19 protein-coding genes and 1 tRNA gene are annotated in these 17166 nt (G+C 72.1%); 7 read left to right on the plus strand and 13 right to left on the minus strand.

Translation table 11 applies throughout. The features are described from left to right. Positions 1 to 14: 14 nt before the first annotated feature. The gene (locus ABD978_RS34400) at positions 15 to 1037 is read left to right on the plus strand and encodes a PHP domain-containing protein (protein ID WP_345364064.1); all 1023 of its coding nucleotides are present in this window, start codon (positions 15 to 17) and stop codon (positions 1035 to 1037) included. Here the strand turns inward: ABD978_RS34400 and ABD978_RS34405 are convergent. The 3 genes from ABD978_RS34405 to ABD978_RS34415 are packed head-to-tail and all read right to left on the minus strand — an operon-like array spanning position 1027 to position 4104. Next, complete coding sequence (locus ABD978_RS34405) at positions 1027 to 1956, minus strand: ABC transporter permease (RefSeq protein ID WP_345364066.1); 930 nt, start codon at positions 1954 to 1956, stop codon at positions 1027 to 1029. The two genes, ABD978_RS34400 and ABD978_RS34405, sit on opposite strands and share 11 nt — an antisense overlap. Beyond that, positions 1943 to 2929 (minus strand): ABC transporter ATP-binding protein, encoded by a 987-nt coding sequence (locus tag ABD978_RS34410; protein WP_345364068.1) that lies wholly within the window; start codon positions 2927 to 2929, stop codon positions 1943 to 1945. The genes ABD978_RS34405 and ABD978_RS34410 overlap by 14 nt, the downstream gene beginning before the upstream one ends. After that, positions 2926 to 4104 carry a LolA family protein gene (locus ABD978_RS34415; protein ID WP_345364070.1) on the minus strand — a complete coding sequence of 393 codons (1179 nt, stop codon included), beginning with the start codon at positions 4102 to 4104 and terminating at the stop codon, positions 2926 to 2928. The genes ABD978_RS34410 and ABD978_RS34415 overlap by 4 nt, the downstream gene beginning before the upstream one ends. Positions 4105 to 4267: 163 nt before the next feature. On the opposite strand from ABD978_RS34415, the gene ABD978_RS34420 reads away from it, so the two are divergent. The 4 genes from ABD978_RS34420 to ABD978_RS34435 all read left to right on the plus strand — a co-directional run bounded on the left by ABD978_RS34420 (position 4268) and on the right by ABD978_RS34435 (position 8194). Next, positions 4268 to 4945, plus strand: a complete 678-nt coding sequence (locus ABD978_RS34420) for a response regulator transcription factor (protein ID WP_345364072.1) — start codon at positions 4268 to 4270, stop codon at positions 4943 to 4945. Continuing rightward, the gene (locus ABD978_RS34425) at positions 4938 to 6395 is read left to right on the plus strand and encodes a sensor histidine kinase (protein WP_345364074.1); all 1458 of its coding nucleotides are present in this window, start codon (positions 4938 to 4940) and stop codon (positions 6393 to 6395) included. The genes ABD978_RS34420 and ABD978_RS34425 overlap by 8 nt, the downstream gene beginning before the upstream one ends. Before the next feature lie 222 nt (positions 6396 to 6617). Next, a complete protein-coding gene (locus ABD978_RS34430) occupies positions 6618 to 7166 on the plus strand; it encodes an amino acid-binding protein (protein ID WP_345364076.1) in 549 nt (182 codons plus the stop codon). 29 nt (positions 7167 to 7195) lie between these two features. Continuing rightward, the gene (locus ABD978_RS34435; RefSeq protein WP_345364078.1) at positions 7196 to 8194 is read left to right on the plus strand and encodes a cation diffusion facilitator family transporter; all 999 of its coding nucleotides are present in this window, start codon (positions 7196 to 7198) and stop codon (positions 8192 to 8194) included. A gap of 94 nt (positions 8195 to 8288) precedes the next feature. Here ABD978_RS34435 and ABD978_RS34440 read toward each other — a convergent pair whose 3' ends face one another. After that, positions 8289 to 8666 carry a hypothetical protein gene (locus ABD978_RS34440; RefSeq protein WP_345364080.1) on the minus strand — a complete coding sequence of 126 codons (378 nt, stop codon included), beginning with the start codon at positions 8664 to 8666 and terminating at the stop codon, positions 8289 to 8291. Between the two features lie 201 nt (positions 8667 to 8867). On the opposite strand from ABD978_RS34440, the gene ABD978_RS34445 reads away from it, so the two are divergent. Further along, positions 8868 to 9566: a helix-turn-helix transcriptional regulator gene (locus ABD978_RS34445; RefSeq protein WP_345364082.1), complete on the plus strand. Its 699-nt coding sequence runs from the start codon at positions 8868 to 8870 to the stop codon at positions 9564 to 9566. A gap of 10 nt (positions 9567 to 9576) precedes the next feature. Here ABD978_RS34445 and ABD978_RS34450 read toward each other — a convergent pair whose 3' ends face one another. The 4 genes from ABD978_RS34450 to ABD978_RS34465 all read right to left on the minus strand — a co-directional run bounded on the left by ABD978_RS34450 (position 9577) and on the right by ABD978_RS34465 (position 12561). After that, positions 9577 to 10287, minus strand: a complete 711-nt coding sequence (locus ABD978_RS34450; protein ID WP_345364084.1) for a hypothetical protein — start codon at positions 10285 to 10287, stop codon at positions 9577 to 9579. A gap of 70 nt (positions 10288 to 10357) precedes the next feature. After that, positions 10358 to 10756 carry an MmcQ/YjbR family DNA-binding protein gene (locus ABD978_RS34455; RefSeq protein WP_345364086.1) on the minus strand — a complete coding sequence of 133 codons (399 nt, stop codon included), beginning with the start codon at positions 10754 to 10756 and terminating at the stop codon, positions 10358 to 10360. Between the two features lie 120 nt (positions 10757 to 10876). Next, positions 10877 to 11629, minus strand: coding sequence for a glycosyltransferase family 2 protein (locus tag ABD978_RS34460; protein WP_345364088.1), 753 nt, complete (start codon positions 11627 to 11629; stop codon positions 10877 to 10879). Next, complete coding sequence (locus ABD978_RS34465; protein WP_345364090.1) at positions 11626 to 12561, minus strand: alpha/beta hydrolase; 936 nt, start codon at positions 12559 to 12561, stop codon at positions 11626 to 11628. The genes ABD978_RS34460 and ABD978_RS34465 overlap by 4 nt, the downstream gene beginning before the upstream one ends. A 41-nt stretch (positions 12562 to 12602) precedes the next feature. Here ABD978_RS34465 and ABD978_RS34470 point away from each other — a divergent pair, with 41 nt between their 5' ends. Beyond that, positions 12603 to 13079 carry a MarR family winged helix-turn-helix transcriptional regulator gene (locus tag ABD978_RS34470; RefSeq protein WP_345364092.1) on the plus strand — a complete coding sequence of 159 codons (477 nt, stop codon included), beginning with the start codon at positions 12603 to 12605 and terminating at the stop codon, positions 13077 to 13079. 96 nt (positions 13080 to 13175) lie between these two features. On the opposite strand, the gene ABD978_RS34475 is transcribed toward ABD978_RS34470, so the two are convergent. The 5 genes from ABD978_RS34475 to ABD978_RS34495 all read right to left on the minus strand — a co-directional run bounded on the left by ABD978_RS34475 (position 13176) and on the right by ABD978_RS34495 (position 17051). Next, positions 13176 to 13248, minus strand: a tRNA-Val gene (locus tag ABD978_RS34475). Positions 13249 to 13311: 63 nt separating this feature from the next. Then, positions 13312 to 15417 carry a PIG-L family deacetylase gene (locus ABD978_RS34480; protein WP_345364094.1) on the minus strand — a complete coding sequence of 702 codons (2106 nt, stop codon included), beginning with the start codon at positions 15415 to 15417 and terminating at the stop codon, positions 13312 to 13314. A 221-nt stretch (positions 15418 to 15638) separates the two neighbouring features. Beyond that, entirely contained in the window at positions 15639 to 15968 is a 330-nt protein-coding gene (locus tag ABD978_RS34485; RefSeq protein ID WP_345364096.1) for a hypothetical protein, read from the minus strand. Between the two features lie 53 nt (positions 15969 to 16021). After that, complete coding sequence (locus ABD978_RS34490; RefSeq protein WP_345364098.1) at positions 16022 to 16483, minus strand: peroxiredoxin; 462 nt, start codon at positions 16481 to 16483, stop codon at positions 16022 to 16024. A 145-nt stretch (positions 16484 to 16628) separates the two neighbouring features. Continuing rightward, positions 16629 to 17051: a DUF3052 domain-containing protein gene (locus ABD978_RS34495; protein WP_345364100.1), complete on the minus strand. Its 423-nt coding sequence runs from the start codon at positions 17049 to 17051 to the stop codon at positions 16629 to 16631. Positions 17052 to 17166 lie beyond the last annotated feature (115 nt).

The raw sequence follows: 17166 nt of genomic DNA on the forward strand, positions 1-17166 counted from the left end.
GGTAGGAGTGGGGGATGGAGCCGATCGAGGCGTTGAAGCGCATCGCGTTCCTGCTGGAGCGGGCGCACGAGGCGACGTACCGGGTGCGGGCGTTCCGGCGGGCCGCCGAGACGGTGGAGCGGACCTCCGCCGACGAGCTGGCCGCCCGGGCGCGGGCCGGGACGCTGGAGGCGCTGCCCGGCGTCGGCACGGTGACGGCGCTGGTCATCGGGGAGGCGCTGCGCGGGGAGACGCCGACGTACCTGCGTCGTCTCGAGGCGACCGAGGGGATCCCGATCGACGAGGCGGCCGCGGCCCTGCGCGCCGCGCTCCGCGGCGACCTGCACACGCACTCGGACTGGTCCGACGGGGGCTCGCCGATCGAGGAGATGGCCGAGGCGGCGATCGGCATCGGCCACGACTACATCGCGCTCACCGACCACTCGCCGCGGCTGAAGGTGGCAGGCGGACTGTCCCCGGAGCGCCTGCGCGAGCAGCTGAAGATCGTCGCCGCGCTGAACGAGCGGCTCACGCCGTTCCGCGTCCTCACCGGCATCGAGGTCGACATCCTCGACGACGGGTCGCTCGACCAGGACCCGGCGCTGCTCGCCGAACTCGACGTCGTCGTGGCCAGCGTCCATTCCAAGCTGCGGATGCCGGGCCCGGACATGACCCGGCGGATGCTCGCCGCCGTCGCTAACCCCCGGGTCAACGTGCTCGGGCACTGCACCGGGCGGATCGTCCAGGGCGGCGGCCGGCGCGGGAACAAGCGGCCGGAGTCGGAGTTCGACGCCGAGCGCGTGTTCGCCGCGTGCGCCGCGAACGAGACCGCGGTCGAGATCAACAGCAGGCCGGAGCGCCTCGACCCGCCGAAGCGCCTGCTGCGGCTGGCGGTCGAGGCGGGCTGCCGGTTCTCCATCGACTCCGACGCGCACGCCCCCGGTCAGCTCGACTGGCAGCCGTACGGATGCGAGCGGGCCGCCCGCTGCGGCGTCGACCCGGCGCGGATCGTGAACACCATGGCCGCCGAGGACCTCCTCGCCTGGGCTAGCAGGTGATGTCCTTGCTCGTGAACCGCGCCCACGCCAGCGAGCCGAAGACCAGCGTGTAGGCGGCGAACGTCAGCAGCCCGCGGGTGATGTGGTCGGTGACGATCGGCGCCCGCAGGAGGTCGTCGTAGCTGTACCACCAGTGGCTGAACAGGTAGGGGTGCGCCCATCCGAGCTGCGGCACCGCGTCGATCACCTGGCTGAACACCGGCAGGACGGCGGTCGTCGTGATCGCGGCGATCGGGCTGTCCGTCACCGTGGACACCGCCAGGCCGATCGCGGCGAGCGTGGCGACGCCCGCGGTGATGTACAGCGCGATGAGGAGCAACCGGAGCGTCCCGGCCCCCAGGGAGACCGTCGAGCCGGACAGCAGCGTCACCGGTCCGACCGGGAACAGCAGCAGCCCCGTGACCAGCGCGGTCGCGGTGAGCGTCGCGACGGCGGCCACGCAGAAGACCACCGACGAGACGTACTTGACCAGCAGCAGCCGGGTGCGCCCCGCCGGGACGGCCAGCAGGTATCGCAGGGTGCCGGTGCCGGCCTCTCCGGCGATCGCGTCTCCGGACACGACCGAGACGGCCAACGGCAGGATCAGCGGCAGCACGAAGAACAGCGAGCCGACCGTCAGGAAGACGCCATTGCCCGTGACCTGGGCGACCAGCCGCGGACCGCCGTCGTCGGGGCGCGGTGTGCTCAGCCTCAGGGCCGTGCCGACCAGCACGGGGATCGCCCCGAGCAGGACGAGCAGCGCCTGGTTGCGCCGTCGCCGGAACACCAGCCCGAGCTCCGAGCCGAACAGCCGCAGCCCGAGCGTGGAGCCGGCGGATCCCGTCCCGGCCTCCGAGCGGGCGGACGCGGGCGTCGGCGGGTCCGTCGTCCCGGCGATCGCCCGCCGGTCGGTCTGCCGTGACAGGTCAGCCGTCGACATCGAAGCCCTCCCCGGTGAGCTCGACGAACATGTCCTCCAGGCTCGGCCGTACCACCGCCAGCCCGCGTACGGCGACGCCCACGCCGACCAGCTCCGCGCACACCCGTTCGGGCGCCATCCCGCCCAGCTCCGCGCTCACCTCGTCGTCCGATCCGCGTACGTCGGTGAGGCCCAGTCCGGTCAGCACGCCGCGCGCCGAGCCGGTGTCCGGCGTCTCCACCCGGATCCGGACGCCGGCGCCCGCCCGCAGCTCGTCGAGGGAGCCCTGCGCGACGAGCCGGCCGGTGCGCATCACCGCGACGTGCGTGCAGACCTGCTCGATCTCGGCGAGCAGGTGCGAGGACACGAACACCGTGGTGCCGTCGGCGGCGATCTCGCGGATGAGGGTGCGGACCTCCCGCGTGCCCTGCGGGTCGAGGCCGTTCGTCGGCTCGTCGAGGATCAGCAGCTCCCGGTGGCGCAGCAGCGCCGCCGCGATCCCCAGCCGCTGCTTCATGCCGAGCGAGTAGGCCTTGTAGCGCTTGCTCGCGGCGGCGGTCAGCCCGACGCGTTCCAGCGCGTCCCCGATCCGACGGCGCGAGGTGCCGGGATCGGCCGTGCGGTCGGCGGCGTCACAGCGGCGCAGGTTCGCCGCGCCCGACAGGTGCGGGTGGAACGCCGGCCCCTCGATCAGCGACCCGACCTTCGGCAACGCGGTCGCCCAGCCGTCCGGCATCGGAACGTCGAGCAGTGTGTGGCTGCCGGACGTCGGTGAGATCAGCCCGAGCAGCATCCGGATCGTGGTGGTCTTTCCCGAGCCGTTGGGGCCCAGGAAACCGAAGACCGACCCGCGGGGGACGGTCAGGTCGAGGTCCGCCACGGCGAGCTGGCCGCCGCGGAACCGCTTGGTCAGGCCACGTGTGGCGATCGCCTGACCCTCGGCGGGGGACGGGGGCGCCGCGACCGGCGCCCCCGCTTCGGTGGCCGCGGTCACTTGTGCGCCGCCGCCTGCTCGAGCACATCGGGGGTGACGGCTCCGACGTACACCCGGCCGTCGTCGGTGAGCAGGGCAGAGACGAGCTTGGTGCGCAGCAGCCGCCCGCTGCCCCAGGATCCGCTGACCGGGGTCGCGGCCTTCTGGAGGGCGGACAGGACCCCGGCCCGCTGGTCCTTCGGGCCGGGCTGCCCGCTGTTCTGCGGGAGCGTCAGCCGCTTCACCGCGGTCCAGCCGCTGCCGATCGTCGACGAGTCGGCCGACCGGCCACCGGGCTGCGCCCTGCCCGGCAGGGTCTTCGCGATCGGACCCTTCCCGTCCGGGATCTTCCCGCCCGGGATCTTCGCACCCGGCGCCGGCTTGGAGGTGTCGGGGCGCACGACCTTCGCGCCGGAGGGCGGCGTGAAGGAGAAGTTCGCCGCGGCCGGCTTGGAGAAGGTCACGGACGTGAACCCGATCTGCGCGGCCGGGCTGTTCGCACCCCGCGCGAACACCTGCACCCGCAGCGGGACGTACGTGTCGCCGTCGAGCGCCAGCCGCACCCGGCCGACCAGCGATCGCCCGTCCTTCGGGGTCAGGACCAGCTCATAGACGTCCCGTCCGGCGACGCGAGCCGTCGGGTCGACCCGTACCTCGGTGGTCTTGTCGATCGCGGCCAGCGCCCGGTCGGCGGCCTGCTGGGGCGTCAGCGGCGTCTCCGTCGGCGCGGCCTTCTCCGGCCTTCCCGGCTTGTCGGCGACCCGCCGGTACGTCGCGGTGTTCGCCTCACTGTTCCACTCCCAGACGTCCTGGTTGTTGCGGATCAGGTCGGTCTCGCTGCCGGTGCCCAGCAGCGCCAGCCGTACGTGCTTCTCGTCGCCGTACCAGACCCGTGCGGTGTTGGACCCGGACAACAGGCTCATCAGCGAGGTGCCGCCGCTACCGATGCCCGGCAGCGCCGGAAGCCCGAGAGACGCGTTCTCGACGACCGTGCCGGAGAACGGCTGGACCTTCCCCGAACGACGCGCCTCCTGGACGGCGGTGAGGAGCTGCGCCGCGGTCTTCGGCGGCAGCGACGGCCTGCCCTGTGCGGCGGCGATGACCGGACCGGCGCCGGCCGCCGCGCCGACGACGGCGATCGCCCCGACGGGCACCGCCCATCGGATGGCGCGCGAATTCTTGAACGTGGATGCCATCGAGACCCCCTGCTCGTTTCCAATGTCCGCAACACTGCCAATCCGTTCCTGTGTGGACGCTGAGAAAGCCGTACGTCTCGGGAGGTATCCCGATTCATCCCTGCGCACGACGTCGTGAGTCGGTGAACCCCGTCATGCTGGGACGGGCCGAAAGGAGGCGGGCGTGCGGGTTCTCGTGGTGGAGGACGAGCGCCGGTTGGCCGACGCGCTGCGCCGCGGGCTGCAGGCCGAGGGGTTCGTCGTCGACTTGGCGCACGACGGCGTCGACGGTCTGCACCTGGCCCGCGAGGGCGGCTACGACGCGATCGTGCTGGACATCATGCTGCCCGGCCTGTCCGGCTACCGCGTGTGCGAACGGCTGCGCCAGGAGCAGAACTGGGTGCCGATTCTCATCCTCTCGGCCAAGGACGGGGAGTACGACCAGGCCGACGGTCTGGACCTCGGTGCCGACGACTACCTCACCAAACCGTTCTCCTACGTCGTCCTGGCCGCCCGGCTCCGCGCCCTGCTGCGCCGTGGCCCGACCCGCAGGCCCACCGTCCTCACCGTCGGTGACCTCCGGCTCGACCCGGCCCGCCGCGAGGTACGCCGCGGAGACGCGGAGATCGAGCTGACGCCGCGCGAGTTCGCCCTGCTGGAGTACCTCATCCGGCGGCCCGACGAGGTGATCTCCAAGACGGAGCTCCTCGAACACGTGTGGGAGGACTACGACGGCACCGACCTCAACACCGTCGAGGTCTACGTCGGTTACCTCCGTCGCAAGATCGACGCGCCGTTCGGCCGGACCGCCCTGCGCACCGTGCGCGGCGCCGGATACCTGCTGGTCGGCGACGGTGGCTGACCCCGCGCCACGGCGCCGCGACCGTCCGGACGGATCGAAGGCCGCGGCCGGTCGCACGCGGCGCCCGACCGAGCGGCGTGGCCCACTCCGGTGGTGGCGTAGACGCGGGATCCGCGCCCGGCTGGTCCTCACCTCCGCCGCCGCCCTGGCGCTCGCGCTGTTCGGCCTGGCGCGCCTCTTCGCCTTCGCGGTGGGGCACTCGATGCTCGCGACGCTGGACTCCTCCACCCGGCGCAGCGCCTCGGACGTCGTCACCCTGATCAACGCGAATCGGCTGCCCGATCCGATCCTGACGGCCGGCGGCACGATGACGATCCAGGTGGTCGACCCGACGGGCCGGATCCGCGCGGCGTCTCCGGGCGCCGACCGTCTCGTCCCGCTCCTGGACGCCCACACCCTGGCCGCGGCGCGTCGCGACGGCCGCGCCCGATTCCTGGACGGGCGCGGTTACGGAATGCCCGCCGTGCTGCGCGTGGTGGCCCTCCCGGCCGACGATGGTGAGACGGTCATCGCCGCGACCTCGTTCGAGCAGGTACAGGACGGCCTCAAGACCGTCTCGCGGATCCTGGTGATCGGCGCGCCGATCCTCCTGGTCCTCCTCGGCACGGCCGGCTGGCTGGTGATCGGGGGAGCGCTGCGCCCGATCACCGAGCTGCGGCGCGGCGCCGAGGAGATCAGCGGCACGGCCCGGTCCCGCCGGCTGCCCGTCCCCGAGGCGCGGGACGAGGTGCACGACCTCGCGGTCACCCTGAACGACATGCTGCACCGGCTCGAACGCGCCGAGGCCCGGCAGCGGGCGCTGGTCTCCGACACCGCCCACGAGCTGCGCAGCCCGCTCGCCAGTATCCGGGCCCAGCTGGAGGTCGCCCTGGACCACCCGGACGGTCAGCGGTGGTCCGAGACGGCGGCCGGCGTGCTCGCCGACACGCTCCGGCTCTCCCGCCTCGCCGACGACCTGCTCGTACTGGCCCGGCTCGACGAGCACGGGGTCCGGCCGGCGGCGCGCGAGGCCGTCGACCTGGCCGCGCTGGCCCGGGCGGCGGGGGAACGCCATCCCGCCGCGCGGGTTCCCGTCACCGTGGACGCCGGTGAACCGGTGATCGTTCACGGCGACGTGAAGGGCCTTACGCGCCTGCTCGACAACCTGGTCGACAACGCGATGCGACACGCGGCCACCGGCGTACGGGTCCGCGTGGCGCGGGCCGGCCGGCGGGCCGAGCTCTGCGTCTGCGACGACGGTCCGGGCATCCCGCCGGCCGACCGCGAACGCGTGTTCGCCCGGTTCACCCGCCTCGACGAGGGCCGGAGCCGCGATGAGGGCGGCGCGGGTCTCGGCCTGGCCATCGTCCGCGAGACCGCCCGCGCCCACGGCGGCGACGCCCACCTCGAGGACGCGTCGCCCGGCCTTCGCGCCGTCGTACGCCTGCCTCTGCGGGGTCCCGCCCGCTGAAACGGACTTCGGGCCGTCGCATGCCCGCCGCCGGAGCGCGCCTGCCGATCCGGATGCGGAGGCCGATATCCGCAGGCAACATGTCTGAAACGTGACTATGGCAGCCTGTTCGTCCAGGAGGTGAGCAGTATGCCGCTTTTGCGGATACGACTCAGGTTGCCGGACCGACCCGGATCGCTCGGTACGGTCGCCCGTACGCTGGGTGCCGCAGGTGCCGACATCGTGCAGGTCGTTGTGTTGGAACGTTCCGGAGGCCGGGCGGTCGACGACATCACCGTCTCGTGGCCCAAGGGCGCGTCACTCGACGTCCTCTGCGACGCCCTCGTCTCGGTCCGCGGTGTCGAGGTCGACGGCGTCTGGCAGACCCACGAGGCGCCCGGCGTCTTCTCCGACGTGGAGGTGGTCGGCCAGATCGCCGCCAACCCGCCGAACGGAGTCGTCGCCCTCGTCGAGGCCGTTCCCAAGATCTTCGGTGGCGACTGGGCCGCGATGCTGAACCAGGACGGGCTCGTCGTGCACGCGAGCTGGCAGGCCCCTGATCCGCTCACACTGCCGGTCGTCCCCGTGTCCGGCGCCCGCGCGTTCACCGGCGTCGACGGGATCCGCTACGCGTTCGTCCCGGTCGGCCGGTCCCGGCAGACGCTGCTGCTCGCGCGCGTGGCCGCCCCGCCGTTCCACCAGACCGAGCTCGAGCGGCTGATCCAGTTGGCCACCGCCGCCGAGGCGGTCCTCGGCGTGGGCTCGTCGGTGATCGGACGTCCGGTTCCGTGACGCGAGTCGGCCCGTGAAACCCTGAGCAGGTGGTCGAGGAACAGGAACAGCAGGAGAGCCGGCTGACCGTCGTCCTCGCGCTCGCGACCAATCTCGGCATCGCGCTCGCGAAGACGGTGGCCGCGGTGATCACCGGCTCGGCGTCGATGGCCTCGGAGGCGGGGCACTCGTTCGCCGACACCGCCAACGAGGTCCTCCTGCTCACCGCGCTGCGCCGGAGCCGGCGACCCGCCGACCGGCGGCACCCGTTCGGGCACGGCACCGAGCGGTACATCTGGTCGCTGCTCGTGGCCGTGTGCATCTTCGGCATGGGCGCGCTGTTCGCCTTCGTCCAGGGCGCGCAGGCGATCCTGGGCGGGGAGGCCGAGCGCAAGAACGCACTGGTCGGCTACCTGGTGCTGGCCGTGTCGGCGGTGCTGGAGTCCATCTCGTGGCGGCAGGCGTTCCGGCAGACCCGGCAGGGGGCCCGCGCGGACGGGCAGTCGCTCCTCGCGTTCCTGCGCAGCACCGACGACCCGACCACCAAGTCGGTGCTCTACGAGGACTCGGCCGCGCTGATCGGCCTCCTCCTCGCCGCCGCCGGCCTCGGCCTGCACCAGGTCACCGGCTCCGCGGTCTGGGACGGCGTCGCCTCGCTGCTCATCGGGGTCGTGCTGACGGTGGCGGCGTTCCTCCTCGGCCGGACCAACCTCGACCTGCTCATCGGCCGGCAGGCCCAGCCGAGGATCCTGGAGGGGGTGAAACGCCTCCTCATGACCGCGCCGGAGATCGAGGCGCTGGTCGACCTGATGACCATGACCGTCGGCACCGGCGAGGTGCTCGTCTGCGCCAGGCTGGACTTCCGCGACGACCTCGGCGCCGCCGACGTCGAGCGCGCCTGCGTACGCCTCAGCGAGGAGCTGCGCGCGAGCCACCCGGACGTCTACGAGGTCTTCCTGGAACCGGTGCCGCGAGACGACCCCGGCCTGCGCCGGCGCGTCATCGAACGGTACGGCCGCCCGCCGTCCTACTGGGCGGCGGGCGAGTGATGACGGCGGAGTCCGGCCGGGCGACGACCGCGCGGGCGCGTTCGTTCCGCCGGGCGCGATCTCCGGCGCGCCGCGGTAGCGCCCGGCGCGGAGGTCAGCCGAGCTGGACGCCGAAGAAGAGGGCGACCAGCGCGCCGAGCGCCCCGAGGGCGCCCCAGATCGCCAGCCCCCGCTTCGAGGTGGCGCGCATGTGCAGGAATGCCGCCACGCCGGACAGCACCACGAAGACCATCTTGACGTTCAGCGTCATCCGGTAGTCGTCGCTCGGGTGGTCGAGCGCGACGATGTTCCAGACGCCGGTGAGGACGAGCACCGCGAACGCGGGCCACGCCACCATGTTGAAACGGCGCGCCGCGACCTTGGTCACGCCCTCGTAGCCGCGCAGGGCGGGGACCAGTGCCCCCAGGGTCAGCTGGCCGCCGACCCAGACGGTCGCCGCCAGAACGTGCAGGAAGACACGCACCGTGTCCATCGAAACCGCGAGCAACGTCCTTCGCCTCTCTCTCGGGGGAACCGGTTCAGATCATTCCGGTACGTCCGGCCGAGTCCGCACCGGGGCCGCCATTGCGCTCCCGAGCGGATCCATGACGCCGTTCCGTACGGCCTTGGCGATACCGTGACCGAACCGGCGCGTCAGCTTGAATCGGCCGACCAATGATCTACGGTCGGTTTCGTGACCCGTACGGACCGCTTGCTCGCCCTGGTCGAGGAGCTTCGTGCGGGCGCCCCCCGATCCTTCAGCGCCGGTGAGCTGGCCGGGCGGCTCAAAGTCGGCGAGCGGACCATCGAGCGGGACGTCGAGGAGCTGCGCGAGGCCGGCGTCCCCATCAAGGCCGACGCGGCCGGAACCGGCTGGTTCCTGGACACCGTCGGGACCCTGCCGCCGGTCGTTCTCTCCCCGGCCGAGGCCGTGGCCCTGGCCACCGCGGTGGGCCGCGACGGCGCGTCGCCCTTCGCCTCCTCCGGCCGTACCGCCCTGCTCAAGATGGTCGCGGCCATGTCCGCGGCGGAGGGCCCGGAGGACCGGCGACTGGCCGAGCGGATCCGCGGGCTGATCCTCGACGGCGCCCCGGAGGTGCCCGCCGCGGCGGTCGTGGAGGAGGCGGTCGCCACCCGCCGGGTCGTCCGGTTCGCCTACACCGGCCGCGACGGCACGCGGACCGAGCGCGAGGTGGAACCGGCCGCGTTCGTCGCAGGCGCCCGTGACTGGCACCTCATCGGCTGGTGCCGGCTCCGCGACGCGCCACGGATCTTCCGGATCGACCGCATCCGGCAGGCCGCGCTGCTGGAGGAGATCGCGCCGCCCCGTGACTACTCCCGCGCGACCCCGCACGTCTCCGACCTCCTGGCCGGCGCCCTCCGCCTCGACTGACCGAACAGGGTCAGCCGGTGAAGTGCGGCTGCTTCTTCACCGGAGACGCCGCGGGAGCCTCGGTCGCCGGAGACGATGTGTCCTCCTCGCTCGGCGTCGTCTCACTCGCCGAGGGCTCCGGTTCCGACGGGGACGGCTCCGGAGCCGAATCCGTCGGCGTGGGCGTCGGTGTCGGCCTCGGGCAGTCCTTCCCGGTGATGTGGCCGTCCACCTTGGGGTACCGGCTGTCCTCCACCATGCGCTCACAGTACGTCCGGTACACCCACCGCCACGGGTCGATGCCGCTCGTGGCAGCGCCGGCGTCCGCCGCGAAGTAGTGCAGCGGCCACTGCGCGGTCGCGGGACCGGCCGTGCCCTCGTAGTGCTCGGTGTCGGCGCACTGCGGTCCGGCGGCACTCGTCACCGTGTAGTCGCCGTCGCCACGGAACGACCCCGTCACCTTCGTCTGGATCGGGTCGCCGCTGTCGGACGTGGTCCCCGGGATCGTCGTGAACTTCCCGCGGTCGCGGATGTGCACCTTCCACGTGCCGTCGGTGTCGCCCGGCTCGAACGTCGTCGTTCGCGTGAAGTCATCGAGCGCCCACGCGGGCGAGGCGTTCTCCGGATGATCCACGAACGTGGCGGTACAGGTCGGCAGCTTGCCGCCGGTCCGGGCGTACGCGACGGCGGGCACGGCGGCGACCGCCGCGGTCACGGCCGTGGCGGCGAGAAGCTTCTTCATGAGTACTACGACGCTCCGGGGCCCCCGAAGGATCGCATCCTGTCCGGTTCAGGACAGGCATGACCGCGGGTCAGGTTCCCCCGAGGGCCGGCCTCGGCTCGTCCGCCTCATCGAGGTCGGCGGCCAGATCATCCGGCGCGCGCATCCGCCACGCGTCGGTCACGAGCTCCCTCAGACGTTCGAAGTCCACCTCTGCCAGGCGCAGCATCACCAAGGGCAGGTTGTCGTAGCCGGGCGCGGTGAAGAAGACGTCGGGCTCACCGAGCAGGAGAGCCTGCTTCTCGGCCTCGTCGCCGACGAAGAGCACCGCGATATCGGTTCGGATCAGGCGCGGCTTCCCAGGCGTGCGCTCGGGGTAGGACCAGACGAACCCTTTGCCGGCCACCCGGAAGTCGAAGCCGTCACTGTCGATCTCCACCACGTGAGGCAGAGCCAGCGCCAACCGGCGCACATCATCGGCGTCAGCCACCGAGATCCCTTCCAGAACGCCCGATCCGCACGTGCAGATGCTACGCGGGCCCGGCGGCCGAGACGTCCCGGCCCGGCGGTCGCCGCGGGCACCAGGCCACGGCCCCAGAGTCGGAAGGTCTCAGGGGCACCGGTCGCCGAGCGAGGTGAGCGCCTTCGCTCGTTCGATGATGAGCAGTCGCCTCTGGTGCTTTCTGCGCGGGTCAGTGTGAAAGTCCTGCGCGGTGGTCTGGTGCGGGTGCTGTCGGTAGAGCATGCTCGGCTCCCCGATGAAGTACCCGTCGGCCACGGCGTTCGCCGCGATGACCAGCCCGGTGTCCTCAGAGGTGTCGAGCGCCATCCACCCGCCGAGCGCGAGCAGGAGGTCACGCCGTATGCAGAGGGTTCCCGGCACCAACGGGAGGATCCACCCCTGCTCTTCCCAGGCGCGCAGGACCGCCCCACGCTCGATGACGCCTTCTGGAAGATCGTTCTCCTCGTGGTTCCTGGTCGTTCCCTCGGGGAGAAGGTCGAGCGCCCGAGACGCGGTCCAGCCGATCTCCGGTCTGTCCGCCAGCAATGCGATGTCCCGGAAGAGCGCGCCGGGGAGCAGGCGGTCATCGGCGTCGAGGTTGCGCACGAGTTCTCCGGTGCCGTGAGCCAGCGCGGTCGTACGGGTCACCGCCGGGCCGCTGGTCGGAGTGGTGCCGAAAGCGATACGCGGGTCCTCGGGAAGCGCGGACTCGATCAGACCGCTTTCGCCGTCCTCCTGGACGACCCACTGCCAATCCCAGCCGCGCGGAAGCACCTGGGCGCATAGTGATTCGTACGCTTCGCTCAAGAACGGCGCGTTCGGCGGATGCGCCGGAGTGACGACGGTGATGGTTCGTGTCATCGTTTCCTCGGCCGCCCCGGCGTATCCGCGGTGTCCCGGACGCGGAGGTGCTGGCTGAGGAACAGGGCCGCGCGATCCAGTGCCTCGTCGGCCTCATCAAGAACGCCGGCGAACGCCTGGAACACGTGGGGCACCTCGGCGGTGATGTCCAGGACGACGTCCACTCCCGCCGCCCTCGCGCGCGCGGCCGTGCGTGTGGAGTCGTCCAGGAGCACTTCGTTGGTGCCCGCTTGCAGCAGCATCGGCGGGAAACCGGCCAGGTCGGCGAGGACGGCCGGGCTGAGCAGGGGCTGGTGCGGGTCCTGTCCCACGAGGTACATGGCCGCGGTCTGTTCCAGCGACTCGCGCGTGAAGAACGGATCGATGCCCGCCTTGGCGTCCATGCTCTCTCCCGTCCGGGTAGCGTCGAGCCCGGGGGAGAACGCCACGAGCGCGGCGGGCATGGGCAGGCCGGCGTCGCGGGCGGCGAGGCAGGTCGTGACGGTGAGTCCACCGCCGGCGGAGTCTCCGGCGAACACGATCATCGAAGGATCTTCACCACTGTCGAGAAGTGCGCGGTAGGCGCTCAGGGCGTCCTCGATCGCGGCCGGGAACGGGTGCTCGGGAGCGAGCCGGTAGTCCAGCGAGAAGGCCCGGTATCCGGTCCGGACCACCAGGTTCCCCGTCAGCGACAGCGCCGTTTCGGGCGAGCCGACCACATAGGAGCCACCGTGGAAGTACAGGATCGTTCCGGCGCGGGGGCCGTCGACCGGCTCGACGAGCAGCGCGGGCCGGTCGCCGAGCGTCGTGGACGAGGTGCGGATCCCGAGCGGGACGATCATCTCGGCCATCATCGCCCTGAATCCGGCTCGGATCTCCTCCACCGACTGATGGCCTTCGGGGCGGGGGCGCCGCAACATCGCGTCGATCTCCGCTCGCTGTTTCCTGCTCATGGTCCCCTCCATCGCAAGTGCATGCCGGTACACTATATGCCGTGGCATACAAGTCAAGCGGGGGCCCGGTCGACCTCCCGGGCTTCTTCAGCGACCTCGTCCGGTGCGAGACGCGTCTCTACAACGCCCTGAACGACCGTCTTCGCGAGCGGCACGGGATCGTCACGTCCCAGTTCGAGTTCCTGCGCTACCTCCGCGACCACCCCGGGTCCCGGGTGGCGGACCTCGCCGCCGAGTTCGCCGCCGGAATCGGGGCGATCAGCAAGGGCGCCGACCGCCTGGAGAGACAGGGATGGATCGTGCGGCAACCGAACCCATCGGATCGCCGGTCATCACTGCTGGCCCTGACGGACGACGGCCTGCGACTCGTCGATGCGGCGGAGGGAACCTTCACCGAGCGGCTGGCCGAACTGATCGGAGGCGTCCTCGGGAGTTCGTCGGCGTCGGCCGCCGCGCAGGCCCTCGCGGAGCTCCGCTCCGTGCTCGAACGCGACCAGATCGGTCTACCGACAGGCTGACGGGCAGGCGCGGGTCGTCCACCCGGCCCACAACGCGAACGACCCCGAACCCAATGAAGGTCCGGGGTCGTTCCGATGTCCTGAGACATGACAGGGTGGGCACAGCTGGATTCGAACCAGCGACTCCTGGTTTGTAAGACCAGTGCTCTAACCACTGAGCTATGCGCCCGCTGCCGGAAGGACCCGGCGCGCCACAGCCTACCGGGATCTTCCCCCTGCTCGCGAAACGGAATCAGGCCACGGGACGCCAGGGGCCGTAGATGCCGGCGGGGCCGCGGGACGTGACGTACAGGAGGCCGTCCTCGGCCAGCGCGAGGGCGTACACCTGGCCGGTCCGGTCGGTGGCGACCATGGGGACGCCGATCGGCGGGAGCGGCAGGGCGGGCGGCGGGACGCGGCTGCCGGTCGGCACCGGAACCTCGCCGGTCTCGTGGAACACCGCCCGCAGCGGAGTGGCGGGGCCGCTCCACGTACGGCCGGTCTCCTTGGCCTGGCGGATCGACGTGGTGCCCGCCTCCTCGTACACGAGGGTCGGGTTGCCGTCGGCGTCACGGGTCGCGGTGATGGGGCCGCCCGGTCGTACGCCGGGGACCGCGCCCGCGTACACGAAGGTGCAGCCCCGGCCCTGCCGCCACTGCAGCACCTGGGTACGGGTCGGCGCGAACAGCTCGATTCCCGCGCTGCCGCCGACGGCGTCCATGCCGTCCTGGACGTCCCGGCCGGGCAGGACGACCCGGGGGCGCTTGCGGGCGGGCGCCGCGGCGGCCGTCTTCCGGGGAACCGCGGTGTGCCGGGGGGAGGCGGGGACGCCGCTGCGCGGGGTCGTCCGCGGGGTCGCCGGTGTGCGGCCGGGCGCCGGGGTGGTGCTCGCGCGGGGCAGCGGGAGGGAGGGCAGGATGGGACGGCGCGCCGACGGCGAGGCGCTCGGCGTCGGGGTCGTGCTCGGGGTGGTCGGCGCCGACGGGGAACCGCGCCGGACGGTCCTGCGGGGCGTGGGGGAGGAGGGCGCCGCGGCACGCCTGCGGGCGGTCCCGGCGGCGGGGCCGCGCAGCTCCTGCCACGAGGTCCACGATCCGTCCGTGACCTGGCACCTCACGCTGACGCCGCCCTTGGCGTTCCGGACGAACAGGGCGGGGCGGCCGGTACGGCCGGGCACGGCCACGGGGGTGCCCGTCGCGGCGCCGAGTCCGGTCCAGGTGGCCGTCCATCTGCCGCCGGTGAAGCGGGGGCGGGCGACGACGATCTGACCGCCCCGGCGGGCGAAGACCTGGCCGTCCGCCGTGGCGATGGAGGGCGCGAGGCCGCTGCCGCCGAGCGAGGCCGGCCCGGACCAGCCGGTGGGCGTCTGCCACCACGTGTACAGCCGGCCGGAGAGGACCGCGAACGCCTGCAGTCGTCCGTCGTCCGCGCGGGTCGTCCAGGAGGCTCCCCGGGGCCAGCGGTAGCGCATGCGCAGCTGCCAGGACGCGAAGTTCTTGGCCTCCGGGTTGATCCGGTAGTCGTCGGCCCGGTAGTCGGCGAAGAAGCGCTGCTTGGCGGTCGACGCGGCCCTGCCGAGGTTCACCGGCGTGTCGCTGAGGTTGTAGTCGCGGTAGTCGACCTGGGCCACGGGCCGGCCGTACGCGGCGACCGCCTCGGTCGCGAACTGAGCCGTCGCCTTGTGATCGGTGTGGTCGGCGGTGTAGCGCCGGTCGGGCGACGGGTCCTGCGTCCGCACGACCGTGGGACGGTACCGCTGGAACAGGGTGACCAGGGCACGGACGACGTCGGCGTGGGTGTAGCAGTGGGCGTACGGCGACAACGGCGGCGTCACGGTCGAGGCGCACTTGGTCGAGCCGCGGTCGGCCTCGAGCTGGGCGACCGCCCGTCTGCCGATGTGGACGCGGGGGTCGCGGCCGTCGGGCAGGCTGAGGAACGCCAGGTGGACGTTCGGGCGCGCCGTCAGCGTGTGCACCTCGATGTTCACGCGACCGGAGCGGACCGTCTCGACCGACCAGCCGTCGGCGACGCCGGCCATGGCGGCGTACGCGGCGTGCAGCCCCTGGCGACGTTGCGCGACGTACGCGAGGGCGTCGTGGGTGTCATTCATCCCGGCGTGGCCCTCGGCCGCGGTGAGCACGACCGTCGTGACGCTCTCGCCGCGGCGGAGGTCGTTCGTCAGGTCCGGGGACATGAAGAGGAGATCGTCGTCCGGGTGGGCGACGACCTGGACGAACCCGGCCCGGACCGGGAGCGTCCGCTGCTGGCCGGCCCCTGCGGGGCCGGCGATGCCGAGAAGTCCGACACATGTCGCCGCAGCCGCCAGACCCGCGATCGTTCGCGCAGGGCTCCCCGCCACGCTCTTCCCCCTCAGCCCTGCGATCGCCCGTCACAGGAGCGGAAGGATCATGCCATACCGCAGGTTGACATTTCGTTAAATGCGGGTGACTGGGGCTTTGATCACATCATCTGATCAAAAGGCGCCTGGTTGATCGCATGGCGGGTCCCGCGCCGGAGGCGTTCGGGATCAGGCGGCGGCCGGCACGGCGACCAGGACGATCGGCCGGCGGCCAGAGTGGATCAGGGGGTGGGGTCGCTCCCCAGCAAGCGGCTGAGCGCGGCGGCGACCTCTTCGGACAGCCCCGGACTGTCGGAGGGGGACACCGGCGTCTCAGGCGCCCGTTCGACGGCCCGTACCTGCCCGCAGGCACGGCACTCGACCTCGCCGAGGCGGCACACCAGCATGGTGGCCCCGCAGGTCGTGCAGTGATCGAGCTCCCGGGCCCAGTCCCGGCCGCGCTGGCAGCCGGGGCAGATCAGGACCTGCCGATCCGCGCGGACTCCCCGTCGCCAGGGACTGGGGCCGCGATCCGGGTCCGTCTGCCGGGCCCCGCAGCGGTAGCAGGGCATGGCGCCTCCGGTGGGATCCGGGACCGGGCCCGTGCGGGCCCGGCCACAGGAGACTAAGCGATGTCGCCGAGCGCCTTGCGGTACTCGTCGAGGTCACGGGCGTCGGGGATGGCGTTCTCCACCTTCCACCGAACGACACCGGTCTTGTCGATGATGTAGGTGCCGCGCGTCGCGACGCCCCGGTCCTCGTCGAAGATCCCGTAGGCCTTGGCCACCGCACCGTGCGGCCAGAAGTCCGACAGCAGCGGGAACTGGTAGTTCTCCTGGTCGGCCCAGGCCCGATGCGAGAACATCGAGTCGACCGACACCGCGAGGACCTGCACGTCGTCGCCGCCCAGAGTGGGCAGCTCGTCGCGGATCGTGCAGAGCTCGCCGGTGCACACGCCGCTGAACGCCAGCGGGTAGAAGACCAGAACGACGGTCTTCTTCCCCTGGAAGTCCGACAGCCGCACGGGGGTCCCGTGCTGATCCTTGAGCTCGAAGTCCGGTGCGGATTCGCCGACCTCAACCGCCATGTGGTGACACCCTTCCTCGCCGAGTCTGGCCGTACGCCAGTCTGCCACCCGGCGCATCGGCGGATCGAGGGAACCCCCGGGGGCTGACACGCCTCACACGTCCGTCAGCCCTCTCTCCGCACGGTCCGTTCCTCGGCGGGAAAGGTCAACGCCGTGCCTTGGGCGACACCAGACGCGTGCCCGACCACTCCTGGGCCGCGCTGATGCTCTTGGTCTGCGACAGTCCGGCCTGCTGGGCGGCCTCGAGGATGTCGCTCGGCTCGACGTGGCCCTCGCGCCCCGCCTTCGGCGTGAGCAGCCAGATGTGGCCGCCGTCCGCCAGTGTGGTGAGTGCGTCGGACAAGGCGTCGAACAGATCGCCGTCGTCCTCGCGCCACCACAGCAGCACGACGTCGACGACGTCGCCGTAGTCCTCGTCGACCAGCTCGCTACCCGAGACCGACTCGATGGAGCTGCGCAGCTCCTGGTCGGTGTCCTCGTCGTAGCCGATCTCCTGCACCACCTGGTTCGGCTTGATGCCGAGCCGTTCGGCCAGGCTGCTCTGCGCCTGACCCGCGGTCGCGCTCACGAACGTCCTCCCTGTGTTGTGGGCCGCGAATGTCAAACATGCCCATGTTGTTTACCGCCCGACCCTCCGGGTGCGGCATTGCCGGACAGTTCACACGGCGGACCGCCCCGTGCGC

This window comes from Actinoallomurus liliacearum (genome assembly GCF_039542035.1).
GTDB lineage: Bacteria > Actinomycetota > Actinomycetes > Streptosporangiales > Streptosporangiaceae > Actinoallomurus > Actinoallomurus liliacearum.